Genomic DNA, 20309 nt, shown 5'->3' with positions numbered 1-20309 from the left:
CCCGCCCTCGGCAGGAACGGCCGACGCTCGGGCCCGCGCCGGTGCTCACCGTCGGCTCGGCGGAGGCCGCCTCGTCCCGCCGGGTCGAGCTGACCGCGGGCCGCTCGGTGATCGTCGACCTGCCGCGGGACGCCAAGGAGGTGTTCGTCGCCAACCCGGCGGTGGCCAACGCGGTGGTCCGCTCGACCCGGAAGGTGTTCGTGATCGGCATGGCCGACGGCGCGACCTCGATCTTCATCCTCGACGCCGAGGGCCGCCAGATCGCCGCCCTCGACGTGACCGTGGCCCGGGACCTGAACCTCGGGACTTTGCGCGAACTGCTCGGCCAGAGCATCCCGGGCGGTCGCTTCGACGTGCGCTCGTCGGGCGCCTCGGTGCTGCTGTCGGGCTCGGTCAACTCCTCCTCGGACGCCCAGCAGGCGATCGACATCGCCAACGCCTTCGTCGGCCTGGGCGGGGCCGCGGCCGCCACCGGTGCGCTGAGCGGCGGCGTCTCGGCCGGGGCGCGGGGCGCGGTGATCAACAACCTGACGATCCGCAACAAGGACCAGGTGATGCTGCGCGTCACCGTGGTCGAGGTGTCCCGCACCGTACTGAAGCAGTTCGGGATCAACATGACCGGCAATTGGTCGGCGTTGAATCCGCTGAGCGGTATCTACGATGTGGCGAGCGGCAAGCAGACCGGAGTGTCCAACCTCATCTCGAACTCGTTGCCGTTCCCGATCAACGGCAACATCGCCGGCACCAATCAGATCGCGGTATCGGCCCAAGGCGCAGGCTTCTCGCTGCAGGCGACGTTGAAAGCTTTCGAGCAAGCGGGCGTATCGCGCATTCTCGCCGAGCCGACACTGACAGCGATCTCCGGCGAAGCCGCAAAGTTCCTGGCCGGCGGCGAATTCCCGGTGCCGTCGTCGGCCACCTGCGCAGTCGGCGGCGTATGCACACCGGGAATCACCTTCAAGCCCTACGGCGTCGCCTTGTCCTTCACGCCCGTGGTTCTGGCCGACAATCGGATCTCGATCCGCGTCGCCACGGACGTAACTGAGATCGATCCGCAGCAGAGCTTCAACTACACGGTCGGCAACTCGACGGTAGCTGTCCCCGGCACTCGGGTGCGCCGCTCCGAGACCACGGTCGAGCTGCCGTCGGGCGGCGTGATGATGACCGCCGGCCTGATCCAGCAGGTCAACAAGCAGGCGATCACCGGCCTGCCCGGCCTGGTGAACTTGCCGATCCTCGGCGCGCTGTTCCGGTCCCGGGACTACCAGCGCATGGAGACCGAGCTGATGATCATGTGCACCCCGTTCATCGCCCGAGCGATGGAGCCCAAGCAGGTGACCCGGCCCGACGACAACTTCGTCGACGCCACCGACGGGCAGGCGGTGCTGCTCGGGCAGGTCAACCGCCTCTACGGCAAGGTCGGCGCCGCCCCGCTCGGGCGCACCTATCGTGGCCGCGTCGGCTTCATCGTCGAGTAGCGCCCCGCTTCCAGGACCGGATCCATGACCCGACGTTCCCTGCCCCGACGTTCCCTGCCCGCCCAGTCCAACCTCCTGGCCGCCTGCGCGCTCGGATTGCTGGCCGCCGCCTGCAAGGGCGAGCCCGCCACCACCGGGGGGATCGACCTGTCGGATTACCGGGCGCGCCACCCGATCGTCCTGGCCGACGGCACCCGCAGTCTCGACGTGTTCGCCACCGGGCCGGGCCATCTCGACCCGCGCCAGGCCGGCGACATCGACGCCTTCATGCTGGAATACCGCCGCTACGGCCGCGGCGGGATCCTGATCGAGGTGCCCCGGGGCCTGCCGCCGGCGCAGGCCGCCGCCGTGGAGCGCACGGCCGCGGCCTTGAGCCGGCGCGGCACCGAGGACGGCGTCGGCGCCCGCGAGGTCACCCTGTCGGCCTATCCGGTCGCGGCCCCCGGCCTCGCCGCGCCGATTCGCCTAAGCTTCCAGCGCATGCAGGCCAAGGTCGCCGACCAGTGCGGATTATGGCCCCAGGATCTCGGCACCTCGAACTTCGCGTCCGATTACGGCAACCGCCCGAGCTGGAATCTCGGTTGCGCCACCCAGGCCACGCTCGCCGCCCAGGTGGCCGATCCCGTCGACTTGGTGCGCGGCCGGCCGGAGGGCCGGATCGACACGGTCAAGCGCGTCCGGGACATCGGCCAGTTGCGGGAAGGCAAGGATCCGTCAACCACATGGCGGCAAGATGGGACCAACGCCGTCAAGTCCCAAGTCACCAACTAGGACGAACGGTGCGCGCCCCCTGGTCCCCGACGCCGCGACTCGACCACGAACCCGAAAGTGCCGTCATGGCGGACCCGTCCGAGACATCCGAGCGCACGATCGCCCCGGTGCCCCGGATCACGATCCAGGCCTTCTGCGAGACCGGCGAGACCGCCGCGATGATCGAGGGCGCAGCCCTCGACCGGCGCATGCAGAAGGCCCAGGTCAAGGTCCGCATGGGCGGCGGTGCCGCCGCGATCGAGGCCTACCGGCACGCGCCGACCCCCAACGTCGTCGTCATCGAGACGCAGGGCGTGCGCTCGAAGCCGGTCGAGTGCCTCGATGCCCTGGCCGAAGTCTGCGACGAGGGCACCCGCGTCCTGGTGATCGGCCACGTCAACGACGTGACCCTGTACCGGCAGCTGATCCAGCGCGGCGTCTCCGACTACCTGATGGCGCCGGTGGATCCGCTGACCCTGATCGCGGCGATCTCCGACCTGTTCACGGCGCCGGGCGTCAAACCGGTGGGCCGCACCGTGGCGGTCTACGGCGTCAAGGGCGGCATCGGGGCCTCCACGGTGGCGCACAACTTCGCCTGGTCGGTCGCCCGCAACCAGGGCGTCCAGACCGTGATCGCCGACCTCGACATCGCCTTCGGCACCGCCTCGCTCAACTTCAACCAGGACCCGCCGCAGGGCATCGCCGAGGCGGTATTCGCCCCCGAGCGCCTGGATTCAGCCCTGGTCGAGCGGCTGCTGTCGAAGTGCAGCGACAACCTGAGCCTGCTCTCGGCCCCGGCGAGCCTCGACCGGACCATCGACCTGTCCGAGCCGGCCTTCGATTCTCTGATCGAGTACCTGCGCGCCAGCGTGCCCTGCGTCGTCCTCGACATCCCGCACCAGTGGAACGCGTGGTCGAAGCGCGTGCTCACCGCGGCCGACGAGATCCTGATCGTCGCCGGGCCCGACCTCGCCTGCCTGCGCAACGCCAAGAACCTGCTCGGGGCGCTCAAGCACGGTCGCCCGAACGACCAGCCGCCCCGGATCCTGCTCAACGGCGTCGGCATGGCCAAGCGGCCGGAGATCGGCACGGCCGAGTTCGCCAAGGCCCTGGACGCGCCGATCGCGGCCACGATCCCGTTTGAGCCGACCCTGTTCGGCACCGCTGCCAACAACGGCCAGATGATCGCCGAGATCCAGGCCGGCTCGAAGGTGGCGGAGCTGTTCAACGACCTGGCGGCGGTCACCCTCGGGCGCCCGGAGACCCGGCGCAGCAAGTCGAGCCTGCTGGAGCCGCTGCTGGCCAAGCTCGCCGGCCGCAAGGCCTCGTGATGCGCGAGACCGTCGCCGGGACGATGCCACGCGCGGGCGCCTTGGAGCTGACCCATGTTTGGTAGGCGACAATCCGGAGCCGCCCCGACGGCGCCCGCACCGGTCCCGCACGCGCGGGCCGCCGTGCCGACGGCGCCGGTGCTGCGCGATTCCGCCCCGGCGCCCAAGCCGCCGCCAAGCCCGCCGCCCCGGTGGCGGTCGAGAACCCGCGCTCCGAGGATTATTACCGGACCAAGAGCCTGATCTTCGGCGCCCTGATCGAGGCGATCGACCTCACGCAGCTCTCGCGCCTCGACGCCGAGACCGCCCGTGAGGAGATCCGCGACATCGTCACGGAGATCATCGGGCTCAAGAACATCGTCCTGTCGATCGCCGAGCAGGAAGAGCTGCTCGACGACATCTGCAACGACGTGCTCGGCTACGGCCCGCTGGAGCCGCTGCTCGCCCGCGACGACATCGCCGACATCATGGTCAACGGCGCCAACCGGACCTTCATCGAGGTCGACGGCAAGATCCAGCTGACCAATGTCCGCTTCCGCGACAACCAGCAGCTGATGAACATCTGCCAGCGGATCGTCAGCCAAGTCGGCCGCCGGGTCGACGACGCCTCGCCGATCTGCGACGCGCGCCTGCCGGACGGCTCCCGCGTCAACGTCATCGCACCGCCGCTGTCCATCGACGGACCGGCGCTCACGATCCGCAAGTTCAAGAAGGACAAGCTGACCCTCGAACAGCTCGTGCGCTTCGGGGCGATCTCCCCGGAGGGTGCCGAGGTCCTGAAGATCATCGGCCAGTCGCGCTGCAACGTGGTCATCTCGGGCGGCACCGGCTCGGGCAAGACCACCCTGCTGAACTGCCTCACGGCCTTCATCGAGCACGACGAGCGGGTCATCACCTGCGAGGACGCGGCCGAATTGCAGCTCCAGCAGCCCCACGTCGTCCGCCTGGAGACGCGCCCGCCCAACATGGAGGGCCAGGGGCAGGTCACCATGCGCGACCTCGTCAAGAACTGCCTGCGCATGCGGCCCGAGCGGATCATCGTCGGCGAGGTCCGCGGCCCCGAGGCGTTCGACCTGCTGCAGGCGATGAACACCGGCCATGACGGCTCGATGGGCACGCTCCACGCCAACAGCCCGCGCGAATGCCTGTCGCGCATCGAGTCGATGATCTCGATGGGCGGGTTCACGCTGCCGTCGAAGACCCTGCGCGAGATGATCTGCGGCTCGATCGACGTGGTGATCCAGGCCATGCGCCTGCGCGACGGCTCCCGCCGCATCACCCACATCACCGAGGTGCTGGGGATGGAGGGCGACGTCATCACCACGCAGGACATCTTCCTCTACGACATCGTCGGCGAGGACCCGAACGGCAAGCTGATCGGGCGCCATCGCTCCACCGGCGTCGGCCGGCCGAAATTCTGGGAGCGCGCCCGCTACTACGGCCTCGACCGCCGGCTCGGCGAGGCGCTCGACGCCGCCGAGATCGTCGACGGGGCGTGACCATGGCGGATTCGTCCCAGCTCCCGCTCGCCGCCGGCCTGATCGGCATCGCCGTGGCGGCCGTGGCCTACGTGGCGGTGCTGCCGCTGCTCGGCGGTCAGCGCCGGGCGAGCAAGCGGTTGAAGTCGATCGGCGTCACGGCCTCCGGGGCGGCGGTGCGCGGGGTCGCGGTCAACCGGCGGGAGCAGGTCGCCAAGACGCTGAGCGAGATCGAGGCGAAGGCCAAGAACGCCAACACGGCGACGCTGGAGCTGAAGCTCGCCCGCGCCGGCCTGAGCTGGACCAAGCGGACCTTCTACACGGTCTCGGGGGCCAGCGCCGCGATCCTCGGCCTGCTGCTGTTCATCGTCACCGACAGCCCCGTGGCGGCGGCCGGCGCTGCCTTCGCGGGGGGCTTCGGCGTCCCCGCCTGGCTGCTGCGCCACCTGCGGCTCCGGCGCATCGCGAAGTTCAACAAGGAGCTGCCCAACGCGGTGGACGTGGTGGTGCGCGGCATCCGCACCGGCATCCCGGTGGGCGACTGCTTCCGCATGGTCTCGCGCGAGGCCGAGGAGCCGGTGCGCAGCGAGTTCCGGACGGTGATCGAGACCCAGGCGATGGGGCTCTCGCTCGGCGAGGCGGTCTCGCGCCTGTTCGAGCGGGTGCCGACCGCGGAGGTCAACTTCTTCGCGATCGTGATCAACATCCAGCAGCAATCGGGCGGCAACCTGTCGGAGGCGTTGAACAACCTCTCGGTGGTGCTGCGCGACCGGGCCAAGATGCGCGGCAAGGTCCAGGCGATGAGCATGGAAGCCAAGGCCTCGGCCTCGATCATCGCGTGCCTGCCCTTCGGCGTGGCGGGCATCACCACGCTCACCAGCCCGGATTACATCTCGCTGCTCTGGACGACGGATGTCGGCACGATCGCGCTGGTGGGGGCGGCGATCTGGATGTCGATCGGCGTCTTCACGATCAAGAAGATGATCGCCTTCGACTTCTGAGCCCCGTTGGATCCGGATCCCGTCCCATGATCGACGCCATCGCGGAGAAGCTGTTCGATCCCCGCTTCATGGGCACGCTGCTGACCGCCGTCGCGGCGGGCGCGACCGCCTTCGCGGTGGCACAGCCCTTCTTCGAGTCGGACAAGCTCGCCAAGCGGATGAAGATCGTCAGCGACGAGCGCGAGCTCATCCGGCGGCGGGAGCGCCAGGCGGACCGGGCCCGGCCGAACGACCGGGCGACCCTGCGCGTGGCGCCCAAGGCCTACATGAAGTCCATCGTCGACCGGTATCAGCTGCACCGCTGGCTCGGCACCGATACCGCCAAGCGCAAGCTGATGATGGCGGGCTATCGCGGCCAGGGCGCCGAGACGACGTTCCTGTTCTTCCGCCTGATCGTCCCGGTGGCCTCGGTGATCGCGGCCGTATTCTACCTGTTCGTGCTCGAGGCGATCGACGCCACCTACCTGATGCGGATCGGGATGGTGATCGGCGCGGCCTATATCGGCATCAAGGCGCCGGAGCTGTTCCTGGTCAACACCGCCAAGAAGCGGCAGGCCGAGATCAAGCGGGCCTGGCCGGATGCCCTCGACCTGACGCTGATCTGCGTCGAATCGGGGATGGCGGTCGAGAACGCGTTCCGGAAGGTCAGCACCGAGATCGCCACGTCCTCGGTGGTGCTGGCCGAAGAGCTGGCCCTGATGACGGCCGAGATGTCGTTCCTGCCCGACAGGCGGCAGGCCTACGAGAACCTGTCGCTGCGCACCGGGCTGGAGCCGGTCAAGTCGGTCGCGACCGCCCTGATCCAGGCCGAGCGCTACGGCACGCCGATCGGCCAAGCGCTCCGGGTGCTGAGCCAGGAGAGCCGCGACCAGCGCATGAACGACGCGGAGAAGAAGGCGGCCAGCCTGCCACCCAAGCTGACCGTGCCGATGATCCTGTTCTTCCTGCCGGTGCTGTTCGTCGTCATCATCACGCCCGCCGTCATCCAGGTCATGCGGACGCAGTGACGGCCGGCGCGGAGCCTGATCGATCAGACGCTCAGCGGATACGGCCGGGGCGGGTCGGCTCGAACACGATGCGCCGGTGGAACGCGCACCAGCTCTTGCCGTCGGAGACCGGCGCGCCGCAGCAGACGGCGCGGTCGTTCGGCTCGCCGATGATGTACTTGCACACGAAGGCACCGGATTGCGCGAAGGGCACGCGCAGGTCCGCCGACGGCTCCTGGACGCCCTCGGCATCACCGATCTGAGACATGCGGACGAGTTGATTCATGGGGGTGATCGGCTCAATAAGCAGGCTGCACGGTCGGCGCGGGCGCCTCGGCAGAGAGGGAGGATCGAACGCTCCTCCTTCAGGCGGCGGCCCCGTCTCGCGTGTCCGGGACTGGCGTCTCGCGGAACGGCATCGGGGGCGACCCGCCCGAGCCGGCCTCGACGGCTGGCGCGGTGAGCGTCATCGTGTTGTCGTAACTGGGGTTACAACGATTGAAAACAAGACCAGCGTGCATTCGCTGCATCGGACCACGGTGCCGGGTGCGTAGCTGGCCGCGGGATCGCGGCCCCGCGCCGGTCCGCCCGGGGGCCTGACGAAACCGCCCGACCGCGAAGTCTCCGGCCGGCGACCGGGCGTGCAACAGGCTCCGGCCTGTGGTTTGGTGGCCCCTCGCGCGAACAGAGCCGGATAGCGGATTATGGCCCACCCGCCCCTCGTCACCCCCGAATGGCTGCACGAGCGCCTCGCGGCGCCCGACATCGTGGTGCTCGACGCCTCGTGGTACCTGCCCGCCGCCGGTCGCGACGCCGCGGCCGAGTATCGGGCCGCGCACATCCCGGGGGCTCTGCGCTTCGACCTCGACGCCATGAGCGACACCGAATCGAGCCTGCCGCACATGCTGCCGCGCTCCGACGTGTTCGCCTCGCGGATGCGGGCGCTGGGCGTCGGCGACGGCATGCAGATCGTCGTCTATGACGGCCAGGGCCTGTTCTCGGCACCGCGGGTCTGGTGGATGCTCAAGACCTTCGGGGTGCGCGACGCGCTGGTGCTGGATGGCGGCCTGCCCGCCTGGACCGCCGCAGGCTACGCCACGGAGGACGGCGACCCGGCCCCGCGCGAGCGGCGCCACTTCACCGCCCGGCTCGACCACGGCGCCGTGGCGGACGCCAACGACGTCGCCCGGGCCCTGGAGTCCGGCTCGGCCCAAGTGGTCGACGCCCGCTCGGCCACCCGCTTCCGCGGCGAGGAGCCGGAGCCGCGGCCGGGGGTGCGGCCCGGGCACATGCCCGGCGCACACAACCTGCACTACGCGTCGCTTCAACGGGACGGCCGGCTGAAGAGCCCGGAAGAGTTGGAGACAGTGTTCGCAGAGGCCGGCATCGATCCCGACCGGCCGATCGTGACCACCTGCGGTTCCGGCGTGACCGCGGCGATCATCGCACTGGCACTGGAGACCCTGGGCCAGCCCGCCCGCGGCCTCTACGACGGTTCGTGGTCGGAATGGGGCGCGGACACCGCGCGCCCGGTCGCGACGGGCGGATAACGCCAAAGCCGGGTTTCAAAAGGTCGGCGATCTTTTGCGGGTCCAGGGCGGAGCCCTGGTCCATCATCAGGGCTCTGCCCTGACGACCCGCCAAAGGGCTGAGCCCTTTGGGAACCCGGACCTCAGGCGGTGCGCACCGTCCGGCGCTTGTCGGCGGAACTCCACTGCATCAGCCCGACCATCACCGCGATGGTGCCGAGATAGACCAGCCCCTGCAGGGCGGTCGGCCGGTCGGTGTAGCCGACCAGGGCGTGCAGCACCCGGCCCGGCCAGGAATTCTCCGCGATCACCCCGGAGCTGTTCCACAGGGTCTGGCCGAGGACATCCACCACACCGGCATTGGCCAGGAACTGTGCCGCCTGCGCGGCGAGCCCTGCGGCGAGGAAGATGATCAGCACGCTGGTGATCGAGAACACGTAGCGGCTCGGGATCGCGGCGAGGCCGAGATAGGTCACCGCGGAGAGGAGGATCCCGGCGCCGATGCCGGCGAAGGCGCCGAACTGGATGTCCGCGCCCGAGGTGCCCGACGCCACGAGGCCGTAGAGGAACAGCACGAGTTCGGCGCCCTCGCGCAGGATCGCGGCGCCGACGACGATCGAGAGCGCGGCCGCCTCGCGCTCGCCCGAGCGCACCGCAGCGCCGGCCGCCCGCAATTCGCCCGCGAGCTCCTTCCCGTGCTTGCTCATCCAGGTGTTGTGCCAGATCAGCAGCAGCACCGCGACGATCAGCACCGCGGCGTTGAGGATGTCCTGGCCGCTGCCCTCGAAGGCGTCGGAGATCTTTTCCGCGAACAGCGCCACGAGGCCGGCCCCGGCGAGGCCGCCGACGACGCCCAGCAGGACCCAGCGCATCCGCCCGGGGATGCCCCGCGTGGCCGCCAGCACGATCGAGATGATCAGGCCCGCCTCGATGACTTCGCGGAAGGCGATGATGAACGCGCCGATCATGGCGTTCTCCTCAGTTGAACGCGGACCGCGCTACCAGACCCAGAACAGAAGCACCCAGTTGGCGACCGAGAGGGTCACCGCGGAGGCGATGCAGGCCGTGGCCGCGGCCCGCTGAAGGCCACCCGCCCCGAGGCCGGCGACCCGCCAGGCGAGCCACACGCTCCAGAGGCCGGCCCCGATCAGCATGGCGGCCCGGATTTCCGACACGTACGGGATCACGATGCCGTCGCCGCGCAGGAACGTGACGGTCAGCGCCGAGAGGCCCAGGAAGACGCCGCAGCCCGCCACCGGGATCAGCGTCTGCGTCAGGTGATGGAAGCGCCGGAGCGACCATCCACCGAGCGCCACGGTCGCGAGCGCCACGATCCCCGACACCGCAAGCCCGAGAAACACGGTCGCGGCGCCGATGTAGGCCAGGAGCAACCCGCCGTCGAGGAGGGTCATCACGTCGCTGTGGTCGGGGTAGTTCGTCAGGATGAACCACGGCGCGGACATCTCCAGCGGCCATGTCGTCCCGTGCTCGATCAGCCAGGTGGCGGCCAGCTGCTTGGCCTCGACGAACCACGGGCTCGACGACCATTGGAACGCGCCCACCGCGAGGGCCAGCATGCCGAACAGGATCAGCACGGTCTGTTCCAGGCTCGGCTCGCTCCCGGCGACGTGGACGATCTCGTGGTTGGGCGAGCGCAGGGCCAAGCGCACCGCGCCGCGATGGCCGCTGCAGCGGCCGCACATGTGGCAGGAGCCCGCGCCGCGCATGACCTTGACCGGAACCAGCGGGGCGCAGTTGAACGTCTCGGCGCCCTGTGCGGGCTTGGGCGAGGCGGCCCAGGCGGCGCGGTCGACCTGGAAGCTCACCGGCGCCAGCTTCGAGAGCACGGCGAAGACGCCGTTGACCGGGCAGAGGTAGCGGCACCAGACCCGCTTGTTGCGGCCGTAGAGCAGGCCCACGATGATCGCCGCGACGGTCGAGCCGCCGAGCACGGCCAGCACCGGCTTCGGATAGCCGTAGACGCTGGTCATCTGCCCGTAGACCGTGGTGCCGGCGAACGCCAGGAACGGCCAGCCCTGCCACGTGATCCAGCGCGGCACGGCGTAGCCCCGGCTCCAGCGGCTGGCGAACTCGCTCAGGGCGCCCTCGGGGCAGAGCACGCCGCACCAGGCCCGGCCGACCAGCACCATGCTCAGGAGCACGAACGGCCACCAGATGCCCCAGAATGCGAACTGCGCGGCCAGCGTCAGGTTGGTCCAGATATGCGCGGTGTTGTCGGGCAGCGGCAGCAGCGCGGGCACGATCACCAGCACCCCGTAGACGCCGACGATCACCCACTGCACGGCCCGGATCATCCAACCGTGCTGCCGCAGCCAGTCGCCGAAGCGGGCGAGCCGCTCGTCGAGCAGGTCCCGGCGCGAGGGCACCTCGGCGAGGAGGGTCGGGGCAGTCACCATCGGGACCCGCTCACCTGGCCACCAGGGTGGCCTTCGCCTCGGGATGGAAGTCGTCGAACACCTGGTAGGTGCCGGGATCGAGGGTGCGGAACACGATCGACGAGGTCGAGCCGGCGGCCAGAGCCTTCTCGCGCTTGAGCTCCGTGCTCTCGAACTCCACCGGCGACTGCCCGGTATTCGAGATCTCCAGCTTGAACCGGGTGTTGGCCGGAACCTCGATGGTCGCCGGCAGGATCACGCCGTCGCGCATCTCCACCTTGATGACCGGCATGTCCTCGGCGCGCGCGGGGAGAGCCGCGCAGGAGACGGCGAGGAACGCGGCGGCGAAGCGGACGGGGCGCGACGAGTGTGACACGGATATCCTTACGGTTCAGGAGGCGCCCGCCTTGTCAGTAGGCGCCCTTCTTGCCGACGCCGGCGAAGGTGAAGTCCTGGGTCACGTCGAAGGGCTCGAACCAGGGGCCGACCCCGGTCTCCTTGTCGACGTGGCGGCCGAAGTGACTGTCCTTGCCGGGGGGGGCCACCGTGACCGTCAGGCGGTAGCGGCCGGGACCGAACAGCTTGACGTTGTCGCCGTAATGCGGGCCGTCGTTGGCGACCATCGGCATCAGCTGGCCCGCGACCTTCTGGTCCGTGGGCTTGTCGCCGTCGAGCTTCACCGCCTCGAACCGGACGTCGAGGGCCGGCACCCAATCGCCCTCCGCGAAACCGTTCCGGTTGTCCTTGGCGGCGCGGATGTCGGTCTCGAGATGCAGGTCCGACTGCGCGGCTTGGCGCATCATGCCGGGCGGGTCCATCTCGATCGGCTGCAGGTAGACGGCCGCGACCTCGAGGCCGTTCTTGGTCACGTGCGGACCGATCGGCACCTCCTTGGCCGCGGCGGCCCCCGCCGTCGCCAGGAGGGCACCCGCAGCCAGGCCGCGGAGAATCGGGAAGAGAGTCGGAGCGCGCATGCCGATGCACATAACGCTCCCACGAGGCATTTCAAAGAGGCAAACCGGCACAGATCAAATGATAACAATTCTAATCTGACGCCATTACAGCGCTGACGAGTGATAGTTCTTGGTCTTTACCTGTAGACGTATCAAGTTTCTGCGCGTGGAGCGAAGTTATTCCGCCGGCTGTGTCCGCGCGTATCTTGACCGCCGGAGAGACGTGGAGATCGTCACGGCACTGCCATGCACGGCATCGACAATACGACGCGGGACGAGAAACGATGTGGCCTGTGGTCGAGGCGACCCGAAACGGCTTGCATGTCCGCGAACCTCATTATAGCAAGTGCTATATCTTGTCTGCGAGTCCGATGTCGCCCCGTCCCGCGCCCTCCTCCGTGCCGCCGCCCTCGTCTTGGCCGCGCCCCTGATCGCGTCCGTTCCGGCGGCCGCGGCCGACCTCGCCGGGCGCCGCCCGGCGCCCGACCTGCCCGCCTATACCGACTGGTCGGGGGGCTATATCGGCCTCCAGGGCAGCGCGGGCGGGTCCTACGGAGCCTATAATTTCGGGCCGACGGCGATCGGGAACCGCGCTGTCCCGGCGTTCAAGAGCGGCGATTCCACCGGCCGCAGCGACCAGGGCCGCAACGCCACCACGGCGGTCGGGGGCCTGTTCGGCGGCTGGAACTGGCAGGCCGGCCCCTGGGTCTACGGAGCCGAGGCGACCCTCGACGTGGCGAACCTGAAGCGGCCGGTGCCCTCGACCATCACGGGCTTCGGGTACGAGGACGCCGACCAGCCCTTCAACATCGTGCGCGCCAAGACCGACCTGTACGGCACCCTCCGGGCCCGGATCGGCTACAGCTTCGACCGGTACCTCGTCTACGGGTCGTTCGGGCTCGCCGGCGCCAACGCGCGGTTCCTGGCGAACTACCCGGATCTCGACGCGGGCGGCCAGAACACGGCGCGTCGCGAACTCGGCTATCTCGGCTTCACCCTGGGCGCGGGCATCCAGTACGCGATCAGCGATTCGCTCGCCCTGGGGATCGACTACCGCTACATCGACCTCGGCGGCAGCCGGCGCTTCTCGCTGGGCAGCGTGCCGGGGGACGACGGCGGTCCGGTCACGTCCCGGGCGCGCTTCACCTCGAACCAGCTGTTCGCGCGGCTGATGTGGTTCCCGGGCGGCCTGAAGGCTCCGCCCGATCCGGACGAGACCGCACCGCACGATCCCGACAACGGCGAGACCGGGCGCTTCTCGCTGCACGGGCAGACGACGCTGATCGCCCAGGGGGTGCCGGGCTTCCGCTCGCCCTACGAGGGTGCGCAGAGCCTGATCCCGCACCAGGCCCGGCAGACCACCACGGCCACCATCTTCCTCGGGCTCAAGCTCACCGACAGCACCGAGCTCTACTACAACCCCGAGTTCAGCCAGGGCTTCGGCCTGTCGCGGACGCTGGGCGTCGCGGGCTTCGTCAACGGAGAGGCGCAGAAGGCCGGCGCCCCGTTCCCGAAGCTGCGCTCGAACCGCTATTACGTGAAGCAGACGATCGGCCTCGGCGGCGAGACCGTGGAGGTGCCGGACGGGCCGAACCAGGTCGCCACCCGGTACGATGCGGAGCGGATCACCCTGATCGCCGGCAAGTTCGCCCTGGGCGACTTCTTCGACGGCAACGTCTACGCCCACGACCCGCGGGTCGACTTCTTCAACTGGTCGCTGTGGGGGGCTTCGGCCTGGGACTTCCCGGCCAACCTCCCGGGTTTCACGCAAGGGGTCTACGCCGAATACAACCGGCCGGAGTTCGCGATCCGCGCCGCCTACACGCAGGTGCCCAAGGAGCCGTCGAGCGACGTGCTCGATCCGCGGGTGTTCCGGCGCGCCGGCCTGAACGCCGAGTTCGAGGAGCGCCACGTGCTCCCGTGGCTCGAGCAGCCCGGCAAGATCCGCATCGGCCTGTTCTCGAATGTCGGGGTTTCGGCCAACAACCGCGAGCTCGTCACCCTCACGCAACTCGGCCTGTTCGACAACGGCAGCGATGCCGCCCTCGCGACCCGCAAGCCGCGCCGGAAGACCGGCGGCTACATCAACCTCGAGCAGGCGCTGACGCCCGAACTCGGCCTGTTCGCCCGGGCCAGCCTGAACGACGGGCGCACGGAGAACATCTCCTTCACCGACATCGACCAGAGCTTCTCCGGCGGCCTGTCGCTGAAGGGCAAGGCCTGGGACCGGCCGGACGACACGGTCGCCATCGGCACGGCGATGAACCGGCTCTCGCCCTCTCACCGCGCCGCCTTCGCGGCCGGCTATTACGGCCTGCTGGTCGGGGACGGGCGGCTCAACTACGGCAGCGAGCGGGCGCTGGAGACCTACTACGCCCTGAACCTGACCAAGTTCGTGACCCTGACCTTCGACTACCAGTTCGTGAACAACCCCGGCTACAACCGCGACCGCGGGCCGGCGCACTTCTTCGCGTCGCGATTGCACGCGGATTTCTGATCGCCGGTAGCTACTCCGCCGCCTCGCTCACCGTGGCCCCGAAAATCTCTTCGAACGCGGCGCGCAGCTGCATGTCCACCTCCGCCAGGCTCAGGGGCAGGCCGAGATCGACCAGGCTCGTCACCCCGTGCTCGCGCACGCCGCACGGCACGATGCCGGCGAAGTGCGACAGGTCCGGCTCGACGTTCAGGCTGATCCCGTGGAAGCTGACCCAGCGGCGCACCCGGATGCCGATGGCCGCGATCTTGTCCTCCACCCCCGGCCCCTTCTCGGGGCGGCGCACCCAGACGCCGACCCGGTCCTCCCGGCGCTCGGCCCGGACGTTGAAGGCCGCCAGCGTCTCGATCAGCCAGCCCTCCAGGCTCGCCACGTAGGCGCGCAGATCCCGGCTCCGGCGGTCGAGGTCCAGCATCACGTAGGCGACCCGCTGGCCCGGGCCGTGATAGGTGTACTGGCCGCCCCGGCCCGTGACGTGGACCGGGAACCGATCGGGCGCCACGAGGTCCTCGGACCGCGCCGAGGTGCCCGCCGTGTAAAGCGGCGGGTGCTCGAGCAGCCAGACGCATTCGGGCGCCGCGCCCCGGGCGATCCGCTCGACGCGCGCCTCCATCCAGGCCACCGCGTCCGCGTAGCCCACGGGCGCGTCGCTCACGCGCCAGCCCACCGGATCCGAGCCGGGCCGCGTCGGGAAGGCATGGGGCGAGACCGTGAGACGGGGCGCGTTTACCAAGGGTTCACCATCCTGCGTCGATGGTCGAAGCCTTCAACATCCGCGGCCGGCGGTTGCAAGCTTTGGGTGCACCAGGTCGGCGGCGAGACGGGATGGGCGAGCGGTGGCGGTCTTCGAGACCCTGAAGGTCGATCTGACGGTGGTGCTGGGCCGGGCCCGGATGCCGCTGCACATGCTCCTGCGCATGGGCCGCGGCGCGGTGATCGAGCTGGAATCCAGCGACAGCGACATGGTGGAGATCCTGGCCAACGACCACCCGATCGCCCGCGGCCAGATCGTGGTCACCGGCGACCGCATCTCCGTCGAGGTGACCGAGCTGATCCGCAAGGCGGCGGCGATCATCGAGCCCGGCACCACGATCGGCGACAGCGCGACGCCGTTCCTGGACGACAACTACGCGTCCGTTTGAGCGCGGCGCTTGTCGGCGGCGGATCGATCTGTTATCCGCTGCGCCGCCCGACATGACGGCGACCCGAGGGTTTCCCCGGAGGTCGCATCGGTCGGGCGAACGGGCGGATCTTCGCGTCCGATGCGGCCATGGCGGAATTGGTAGACGCGCTAGCTTGAGGTGCTAGTCCCGCGAGGGGTGGAGGTTCGAGTCCTCTTGGCCGCACCACACGTTTGTTGTGGTGTTTTTTCTCCGATCGCTCGGCGCTCCGCCGGGTTCACGGCTTCAGCCGTTGATTGTGTCGGACCTTCGTTTTGCGGCCAGCAGCCCTGCGCTCGGCCGCAGAGGCGAACCGTTCAATCTTTGCGGGTGAACAGCGCTTCGGATCGGCGCAGGCCTTCCCCAGTCAGCACCACGCCAGCACCACGGACTTGGCCCGGCCGACCGGATCGGCGCTCGGCCCCTTCGCGTGCAGGCGGCCGAGCGACTCACAGTCGAACCCTTTCCAGGCCCGGCATCCGTGGTGGAACGTCAACCACAGACGGGCGGACACCGCCTCGGCAAGGCGCTCGTCATCGTCCGGCAGTCTCGATGCTCCCACACCGCTCCGACCACGCCCACGGTGCGGGGTGTTCGCGCGAGGCTAGATGTTCGATCGCATAAAATATCGATCGTCCAATATCGGAACCATAATTTTTGTCTTTCGGCGTATTTTTTGATTTTTCTGATATAATTAATTACATCGATATCGAATAAATGCTTACACGGACACGGGAAGAACGGTTGCATATCTCAGCCGCCTACCGATAAAATCGGGACCTTGGCTTCCGGAACCCGATTCGCATGTCCAGCGGCGCTCAACCGGCCGAACTGACCTGGCGCGGCCTCCTGCTCGGCGGCGCGCTGACGCTGCTGTTCACCGCCGCCAACGTCTATCTCGGCCTCAAAATCGGGCTCACCTTCGCCACATCGATCCCGGCCGCGGTCATCTCCATGGCGGTGCTGCGGCACCTGCCCGGCGCGACGGTGCTGGAGAACAACATCGTCCAGACTGTCGCCTCGGCGGCCGGCACGCTCTCGTGCATCATCTTCGTGCTGCCGGGCCTGGTGATGATCGGCTGGTGGCACGGGTTCCCGTGGCTCACCACTGCGGGGATCACCGCCACGGGCGGGATCCTGGGCGTGATGCTGTCCGTGCCGCTGCGCCGCGCCCTCGTGGTCGATTCGGACCTCCCCTACCCCGAGGGGCGAGCCGCCGCGGAGGTGCTGGCGCTCGGCACCCAGGGCGCCGCCGGGCAGGCGGACAGCGCGCTGGGCCTGCGCATCCTGGTCTGGAACAGCCTGGCCTCGGCCGGCTTCGCGGCGCTGGCGCAGACCCGGCTGGTGCTCGACAGCGCCGCGCTCTGGTTCCGCGTCGGCGCGGGCGCGACCGGGATCGCCGGCAACCTGTCCCTCGCGCTGCTGGGCGTCGGCCATTTGGTCGGCCTGTCGGTGGGGGCCGCGATGGCGCTCGGGCTGGCGATCGGCTGGGCCGTGCTGGTCCCGATCCTGACCGCGCAGCAGCCGATGCCGGACGTCAGTGTCGAGGCCTGGGTCGGCGCGGCGTTCCGGCAGGAGGTGCGGTTCTTCGGCGCCGGCGTGATGGGCGTGGCCGCGCTCTGGACGCTGATCCGGATCGCGCGCCCGGTGCTGGGCGGCATCCGCTCGGCCTTCGCGACCGGGCGGGCGCGCCACGCCGGCGCGACGCTGGCGCTCGAGGAGCGCGACCTGCCGATCGCGGTCGTCCTCGTGGTCTCGGCGAGCCTTCTGCTGCCGATCGGCTGGCTGCTGTGGGACGTCCTCGGCGGCACGAGCCTGGAGCGCTATGGCGTCCTGCTAGTCGCGGGCGGCCTGCTGTTCGTCCTGGTGATCGGGCTCGTGGTGGCCGCCGTGACCGGCTACATGGCCGGGCTGATCGGCTCGTCCAACTCGCCCCTCTCGGGGATCGGCATCCTGGCCGCGCTGGCGAGCTCGGCGATGCTGCTGGGGCTGCTCGGCCGCGACGGGGATGCGCAGAGCGGCGGGGCGCTCGTCGCCTACGTGCTGACCGTCACCGGCATCGTGTTCAGCATCTGCGCCATCGCGAACGACAACCTGCAGGATCTCAAGACCGGCCAATTGGTCGGGGCGACGCCGTGGAAGCAGCAGGCGGCGCTGGTCGTCGGGGTGGTGTTCGGGTCGGCGATCATCCCGCCGGTACTCAACGTGCTGGCGACGAGCTTCGGCTTCGTCGGGACGCCCGGGGCCGGGCCGAACGCGCTGGCCGCGCCGCAGGCCGGCCTGATCTCGACCCTGGCCAAGGGCGTGCTCTCGGGCGAGGGCAACTGGCGCATGCTGGGCTGGGGCGCGGCCGCCGGCCTGGGGCTGGTCGCGCTGGACGAGACCCTCGGCCGGCTGAAGCGTCTCCGCCTGCCCCCGCTGGCCACCGCCTTCGGGATCTACCTGCCCATGACGCTGGTCGTGCCCCTGGTGGCCGGCGCGGTGATCGGCACGGTCTACGAGCGCTGGGCGCGCCGCCGGGCCGATCCGGAGCGGGCGGTCCGGCTGGGCATCCTGACGGCGACCGGCCTGATCGTCGGCGAGAGCCTGTGGGGCGTCGCCTTCGCGCTGATCGTCTACATCGCGGGCAACGATGCCGTCCTGGCGCTGGCGGGCGATGGGTTCGCGGGCCCCGCGCTGATCGGCGGCCTGGTGCTGTTCGCGGGTCTGACGGCGGGCCTCTACCATCAGACGCGGCGCAAAGCGGCCTGAGCCTGCCCGGCATTGCGGGATCCGGCAGCGATCGCGCGAGCGATCCACCTCGGACAGGCCTAGCGGCGGCGCCGAGCCGTGCACCCAGGCGATCGGTGCCATGTCATCCCGCGCCAAGCGATGCATTGACTTCGCAGGCGCACACCCGCATATCGGCGGTGCAGCGTCAGCGGCCGTCATGGCCCGCTTGAGGGGGCTGCGTGACGGATCGGGCGCCTTCCGGCGTGATCCGGCCCCCCTCTTCATAACGTGCATGCACCCGGGCCGCCCCATCACGCGGGCTGCCCCCTGCCAACGGACCGACCAGATTTCTGCGCTGCTCGCACCGAACGCGAAGCGCCCGGCCGGCCCTGCTGCATCGGATATTTCTTTGACCCAATTCACCGATTTCGGCCTTGCCCAGCCCGTGCTGCGGGCGCTCGGCGAGGCTGGCTACGTCACGCCGACCCCGATCCAGGCCCAGGCGATCCCGCCGGCCATGGAGGGCCGCGACCTCTGCGGCATCGCCCAGACCGGCACCGGCAAGACCGCGGCCTTCGCGCTGCCGATCCTGCACCGCCTCTCGCTCTCGGACCGCCGGGCCCCGCGCCGCGGCTGCCGCGTGCTGGTGCTCTCGCCGACCCGCGAGCTCGCCAACCAGATCGCCGAGTCCTTCTCGGATTACGGGCGCCACCTGTCCTACACCACCACGGTGGTGTTCGGCGGCGTCACCATCAGCCGCCAGGAGCGGGCGCTGGCTCCGGGCGTCGACATCCTGGTCGCCACCCCGGGCCGCCTGATCGACCTGATCGAGCGCCGCTCCCTGACCCTCGAGGGCGTCGAGATCCTGGTCCTCGACGAGGCCGACCAGATGCTCGACCTCGGCTTCATCCACGCCCTCAAGCGCATCGTGAAGCTGCTGCCGGCCCAGCGCCAGAGCCTGTTCTTCTCGGCGACCATGCCGAAGAACATCGCCGGGCTCGCCAGCCAGTACCTGAAGGATCCGGTGCAGGTCGCCGTGACCCCGGTCGCCACCACGGCCGAGCGCGTCGAGCAGACGGTCATCTTCGCCCATACCGGCGCGAAGCAGGCGCTGCTCGCCCACATCCTGCGGGATCCGGCCATCGACCGCGTCCTGGTCTTCACCCGCACCAAGCATGGCGCGGATCGGGTCGTGCGCGGCCTCGACAAGGCCGGCATCGCCGGCGCCGCGATCCACGGCAACAAGAGCCAGCCGCAGCGCGAGCGGGCGCTCCAGGCCTTCCGGGACGGCGATTGCCGGGTTCTGGTGGCCACCGACATCGCGGCCCGCGGCATCGATGTCGACGGCGTCAGCCACGTAATCAACTTCGATCTGCCGAACGTGCCGGAGAGCTACGTCCACCGCATCGGCCGCACCGCGCGCGCCGGGGCGACCGGTCTGGCGATCTCGTTCTGCAACGACGAGGAGCGGGCCTACCTGCGCGACATCGAGCGGCTGACCCGCCAGAGCGTGCCGGTCGCCGGCTTCCCCGAGGGCTTCTCGCCGCCGTCCCGTCAGGAAGCGGCCGAGATCGCCCGCGAGGAGGAGCGTCGGCCCGAGCGCCAGCAGCAGCGTCCGGCCGGTGGCCGTCCGGGTCAGCGGTCCCGTCCGCAGCAGGGCCGTCCCAGCAGGGCCGTCCGGAAGGCGGCCGCGGCTTCGGCGGCGGCGGCCAGGGTCAGGGTGCGCCGCGCCAGGGCCGTCCGGAAGGCGGCCGCGGCGACGGTCGCGGTCCCGCCCGCAGGGACGCGAGGCCCGTTCGGACCGGCCCGCCCGTCCGCAGGGCGAGCGCCCGGCCCAGCAGCAGGCGCGCCCGGCGCGGGACAGCCGGCCCCAGCGGGCCGATGCCCGCCCGCGCAGCGCCGGCGGCGGCAACGGCGAAGGCCGCACCATCGGCTGGCTGGAGCGGTCGCCCCGCTCCTGACGACAGGGTTCCACGCCGGAACCACTGAGAGATCCGCAGGGCTCTGCCCTGCTCCCGCGAAAGGTCTCGACCTTTTGAGA

General features: G+C 69.9%; 14 protein-coding genes, 1 tRNA gene and 4 pseudogenes. 12 read left to right on the top strand and 7 right to left on the bottom strand.

Annotation, left to right across the window (positions count from 1 at the left end):
- Positions 1-35: 35 nt before the first annotated feature.
- The 6 genes and pseudogenes from FVA80_RS26850 to FVA80_RS26825 form a co-directional block, all read left to right on the top strand.
- A pseudogene (locus tag FVA80_RS26850) lies at positions 36-1478 on the top strand (type II and III secretion system protein family protein); the annotation flags it as partial.
- Positions 1479-1502: 24 nt separating this feature from the next.
- Positions 1503-2249, top strand: coding sequence for a CpaD family pilus assembly protein (locus tag FVA80_RS26845; RefSeq protein WP_147909262.1), 747 nt, complete (start codon positions 1503-1505; stop codon positions 2247-2249).
- Between the two features lie 65 nt (positions 2250-2314).
- Positions 2315-3559, top strand: coding sequence for an AAA family ATPase (locus FVA80_RS26840; protein WP_147909263.1), 1245 nt, complete (start codon positions 2315-2317; stop codon positions 3557-3559).
- Positions 3560-3613: 54 nt separating this feature from the next.
- Positions 3614-5058 (top strand): annotated as a pseudogene (locus FVA80_RS26835) (CpaF family protein).
- A gap of 2 nt (positions 5059-5060) precedes the next feature.
- The gene (locus tag FVA80_RS26830; protein WP_147909265.1) at positions 5061-6038 is read left to right on the top strand and encodes a type II secretion system F family protein; all 978 of its coding nucleotides are present in this window, start codon (positions 5061-5063) and stop codon (positions 6036-6038) included.
- Between the two features lie 26 nt (positions 6039-6064).
- A complete protein-coding gene (locus tag FVA80_RS26825) occupies positions 6065-7045 on the top strand; it encodes a type II secretion system F family protein (RefSeq protein ID WP_147909266.1) in 981 nt (326 codons plus the stop codon).
- 31 nt (positions 7046-7076) lie between these two features.
- Here the strand turns inward: FVA80_RS26825 and FVA80_RS26820 are convergent, their stop codons facing one another.
- Complete coding sequence (locus tag FVA80_RS26820) at positions 7077-7310, bottom strand: GcrA family cell cycle regulator (RefSeq protein WP_147856381.1); 234 nt, start codon at positions 7308-7310, stop codon at positions 7077-7079.
- A gap of 418 nt (positions 7311-7728) precedes the next feature.
- Here FVA80_RS26820 and sseA point away from each other — a divergent pair, with 418 nt between their 5' ends.
- Positions 7729-8574, top strand: coding sequence for a 3-mercaptopyruvate sulfurtransferase (gene sseA, locus FVA80_RS26815; protein WP_147909267.1), 846 nt, complete (start codon positions 7729-7731; stop codon positions 8572-8574).
- A 122-nt stretch (positions 8575-8696) separates the two neighbouring features.
- Here the strand turns inward: sseA and FVA80_RS26810 are convergent, their stop codons facing one another.
- The 4 genes from FVA80_RS26810 to FVA80_RS26795 are packed head-to-tail and all read right to left on the bottom strand — an operon-like array spanning position 8697 to position 11923.
- Positions 8697-9521, bottom strand: a complete 825-nt coding sequence (locus FVA80_RS26810) for an FTR1 family protein (protein WP_147854223.1) — start codon at positions 9519-9521, stop codon at positions 8697-8699.
- 30 nt (positions 9522-9551) lie between these two features.
- The gene (locus tag FVA80_RS26805; protein ID WP_147909268.1) at positions 9552-10970 is read right to left on the bottom strand and encodes a 4Fe-4S binding protein; all 1419 of its coding nucleotides are present in this window, start codon (positions 10968-10970) and stop codon (positions 9552-9554) included.
- A 10-nt stretch (positions 10971-10980) separates the two neighbouring features.
- Positions 10981-11325, bottom strand: coding sequence for a cupredoxin domain-containing protein (locus tag FVA80_RS26800; RefSeq protein WP_147909269.1), 345 nt, complete (start codon positions 11323-11325; stop codon positions 10981-10983).
- A gap of 34 nt (positions 11326-11359) precedes the next feature.
- A complete protein-coding gene (locus tag FVA80_RS26795) occupies positions 11360-11923 on the bottom strand; it encodes an iron transporter (protein ID WP_210248937.1) in 564 nt (187 codons plus the stop codon).
- A 394-nt stretch (positions 11924-12317) separates the two neighbouring features.
- Between FVA80_RS26795 and FVA80_RS26790 the strand changes: the two genes are divergently transcribed.
- The gene (locus tag FVA80_RS26790; protein ID WP_147910667.1) at positions 12318-14399 is read left to right on the top strand and encodes a carbohydrate porin; all 2082 of its coding nucleotides are present in this window, start codon (positions 12318-12320) and stop codon (positions 14397-14399) included.
- A 10-nt stretch (positions 14400-14409) separates the two neighbouring features.
- Here the strand turns inward: FVA80_RS26790 and lipB are convergent, their stop codons facing one another.
- Positions 14410-15129, bottom strand: a complete 720-nt coding sequence (lipB, locus tag FVA80_RS26785) for a lipoyl(octanoyl) transferase LipB (RefSeq protein WP_147910663.1) — start codon at positions 15127-15129, stop codon at positions 14410-14412.
- A gap of 103 nt (positions 15130-15232) precedes the next feature.
- Here lipB and FVA80_RS26780 point away from each other — a divergent pair, with 103 nt between their 5' ends.
- Entirely contained in the window at positions 15233-15538 is a 306-nt protein-coding gene (locus tag FVA80_RS26780) for a FliM/FliN family flagellar motor switch protein (protein WP_147910664.1), read from the top strand.
- A 122-nt stretch (positions 15539-15660) separates the two neighbouring features.
- Positions 15661-15745, top strand: a tRNA-Leu gene (locus tag FVA80_RS26775).
- Between the two features lie 128 nt (positions 15746-15873).
- Here the strand turns inward: FVA80_RS26775 and FVA80_RS26770 are convergent.
- A pseudogene (locus tag FVA80_RS26770) lies at positions 15874-16103 on the bottom strand (DUF6429 family protein).
- Between the two features lie 257 nt (positions 16104-16360).
- On the opposite strand from FVA80_RS26770, the gene FVA80_RS26765 reads away from it, so the two are divergent.
- Positions 16361-18307 (top strand): oligopeptide transporter, OPT family, encoded by a 1947-nt coding sequence (locus FVA80_RS26765; RefSeq protein ID WP_147910665.1) that lies wholly within the window; start codon positions 16361-16363, stop codon positions 18305-18307.
- A 370-nt stretch (positions 18308-18677) separates the two neighbouring features.
- Positions 18678-20229 (top strand): annotated as a pseudogene (locus tag FVA80_RS26760) (DEAD/DEAH box helicase).
- Positions 20230-20309 lie beyond the last annotated feature (80 nt).

It is taken from the genome of Methylobacterium sp. WL1, from assembly GCF_008000895.1.
Taxonomy (GTDB): Bacteria; Pseudomonadota; Alphaproteobacteria; order Rhizobiales; family Beijerinckiaceae; genus Methylobacterium.
This window is presented reverse-complemented; position numbering and strand designations above follow the sequence as displayed.

What these genes read in the sequence shown, in the direction of transcription:
- FVA80_RS26805 (WP_147909268.1), bottom strand. Translation starts at nt 10,970, where the DNA reads ATGGTGACTGCCCCGACCCTCCTCGCCGAGGTGCCCTCGCGCCGGGAC.
- FVA80_RS26845 (WP_147909262.1), top strand. Translation starts at nt 1,503, where the DNA reads ATGACCCGACGTTCCCTGCCCCGACGTTCCCTGCCCGCCCAGTCCAAC.
- FVA80_RS26830 (WP_147909265.1), top strand. Translation starts at nt 5,061, where the DNA reads ATGGCGGATTCGTCCCAGCTCCCGCTCGCCGCCGGCCTGATCGGCATC.
- FVA80_RS26825 (WP_147909266.1), top strand. Translation starts at nt 6,065, where the DNA reads ATGATCGACGCCATCGCGGAGAAGCTGTTCGATCCCCGCTTCATGGGC.
- FVA80_RS26810 (WP_147854223.1), bottom strand. Translation starts at nt 9,521, where the DNA reads ATGATCGGCGCGTTCATCATCGCCTTCCGCGAAGTCATCGAGGCGGGC.
- FVA80_RS26795 (WP_210248937.1), bottom strand. Translation starts at nt 11,923, where the DNA reads ATGCGCGCTCCGACTCTCTTCCCGATTCTCCGCGGCCTGGCTGCGGGT.
- FVA80_RS26765 (WP_147910665.1), top strand. Translation starts at nt 16,361, where the DNA reads ATGTCCAGCGGCGCTCAACCGGCCGAACTGACCTGGCGCGGCCTCCTG.
- sseA (WP_147909267.1), top strand. Translation starts at nt 7,729, where the DNA reads ATGGCCCACCCGCCCCTCGTCACCCCCGAATGGCTGCACGAGCGCCTC.
- FVA80_RS26820 (WP_147856381.1), bottom strand. Translation starts at nt 7,310, where the DNA reads ATGAATCAACTCGTCCGCATGTCTCAGATCGGTGATGCCGAGGGCGTC.
- FVA80_RS26840 (WP_147909263.1), top strand. Translation starts at nt 2,315, where the DNA reads ATGGCGGACCCGTCCGAGACATCCGAGCGCACGATCGCCCCGGTGCCC.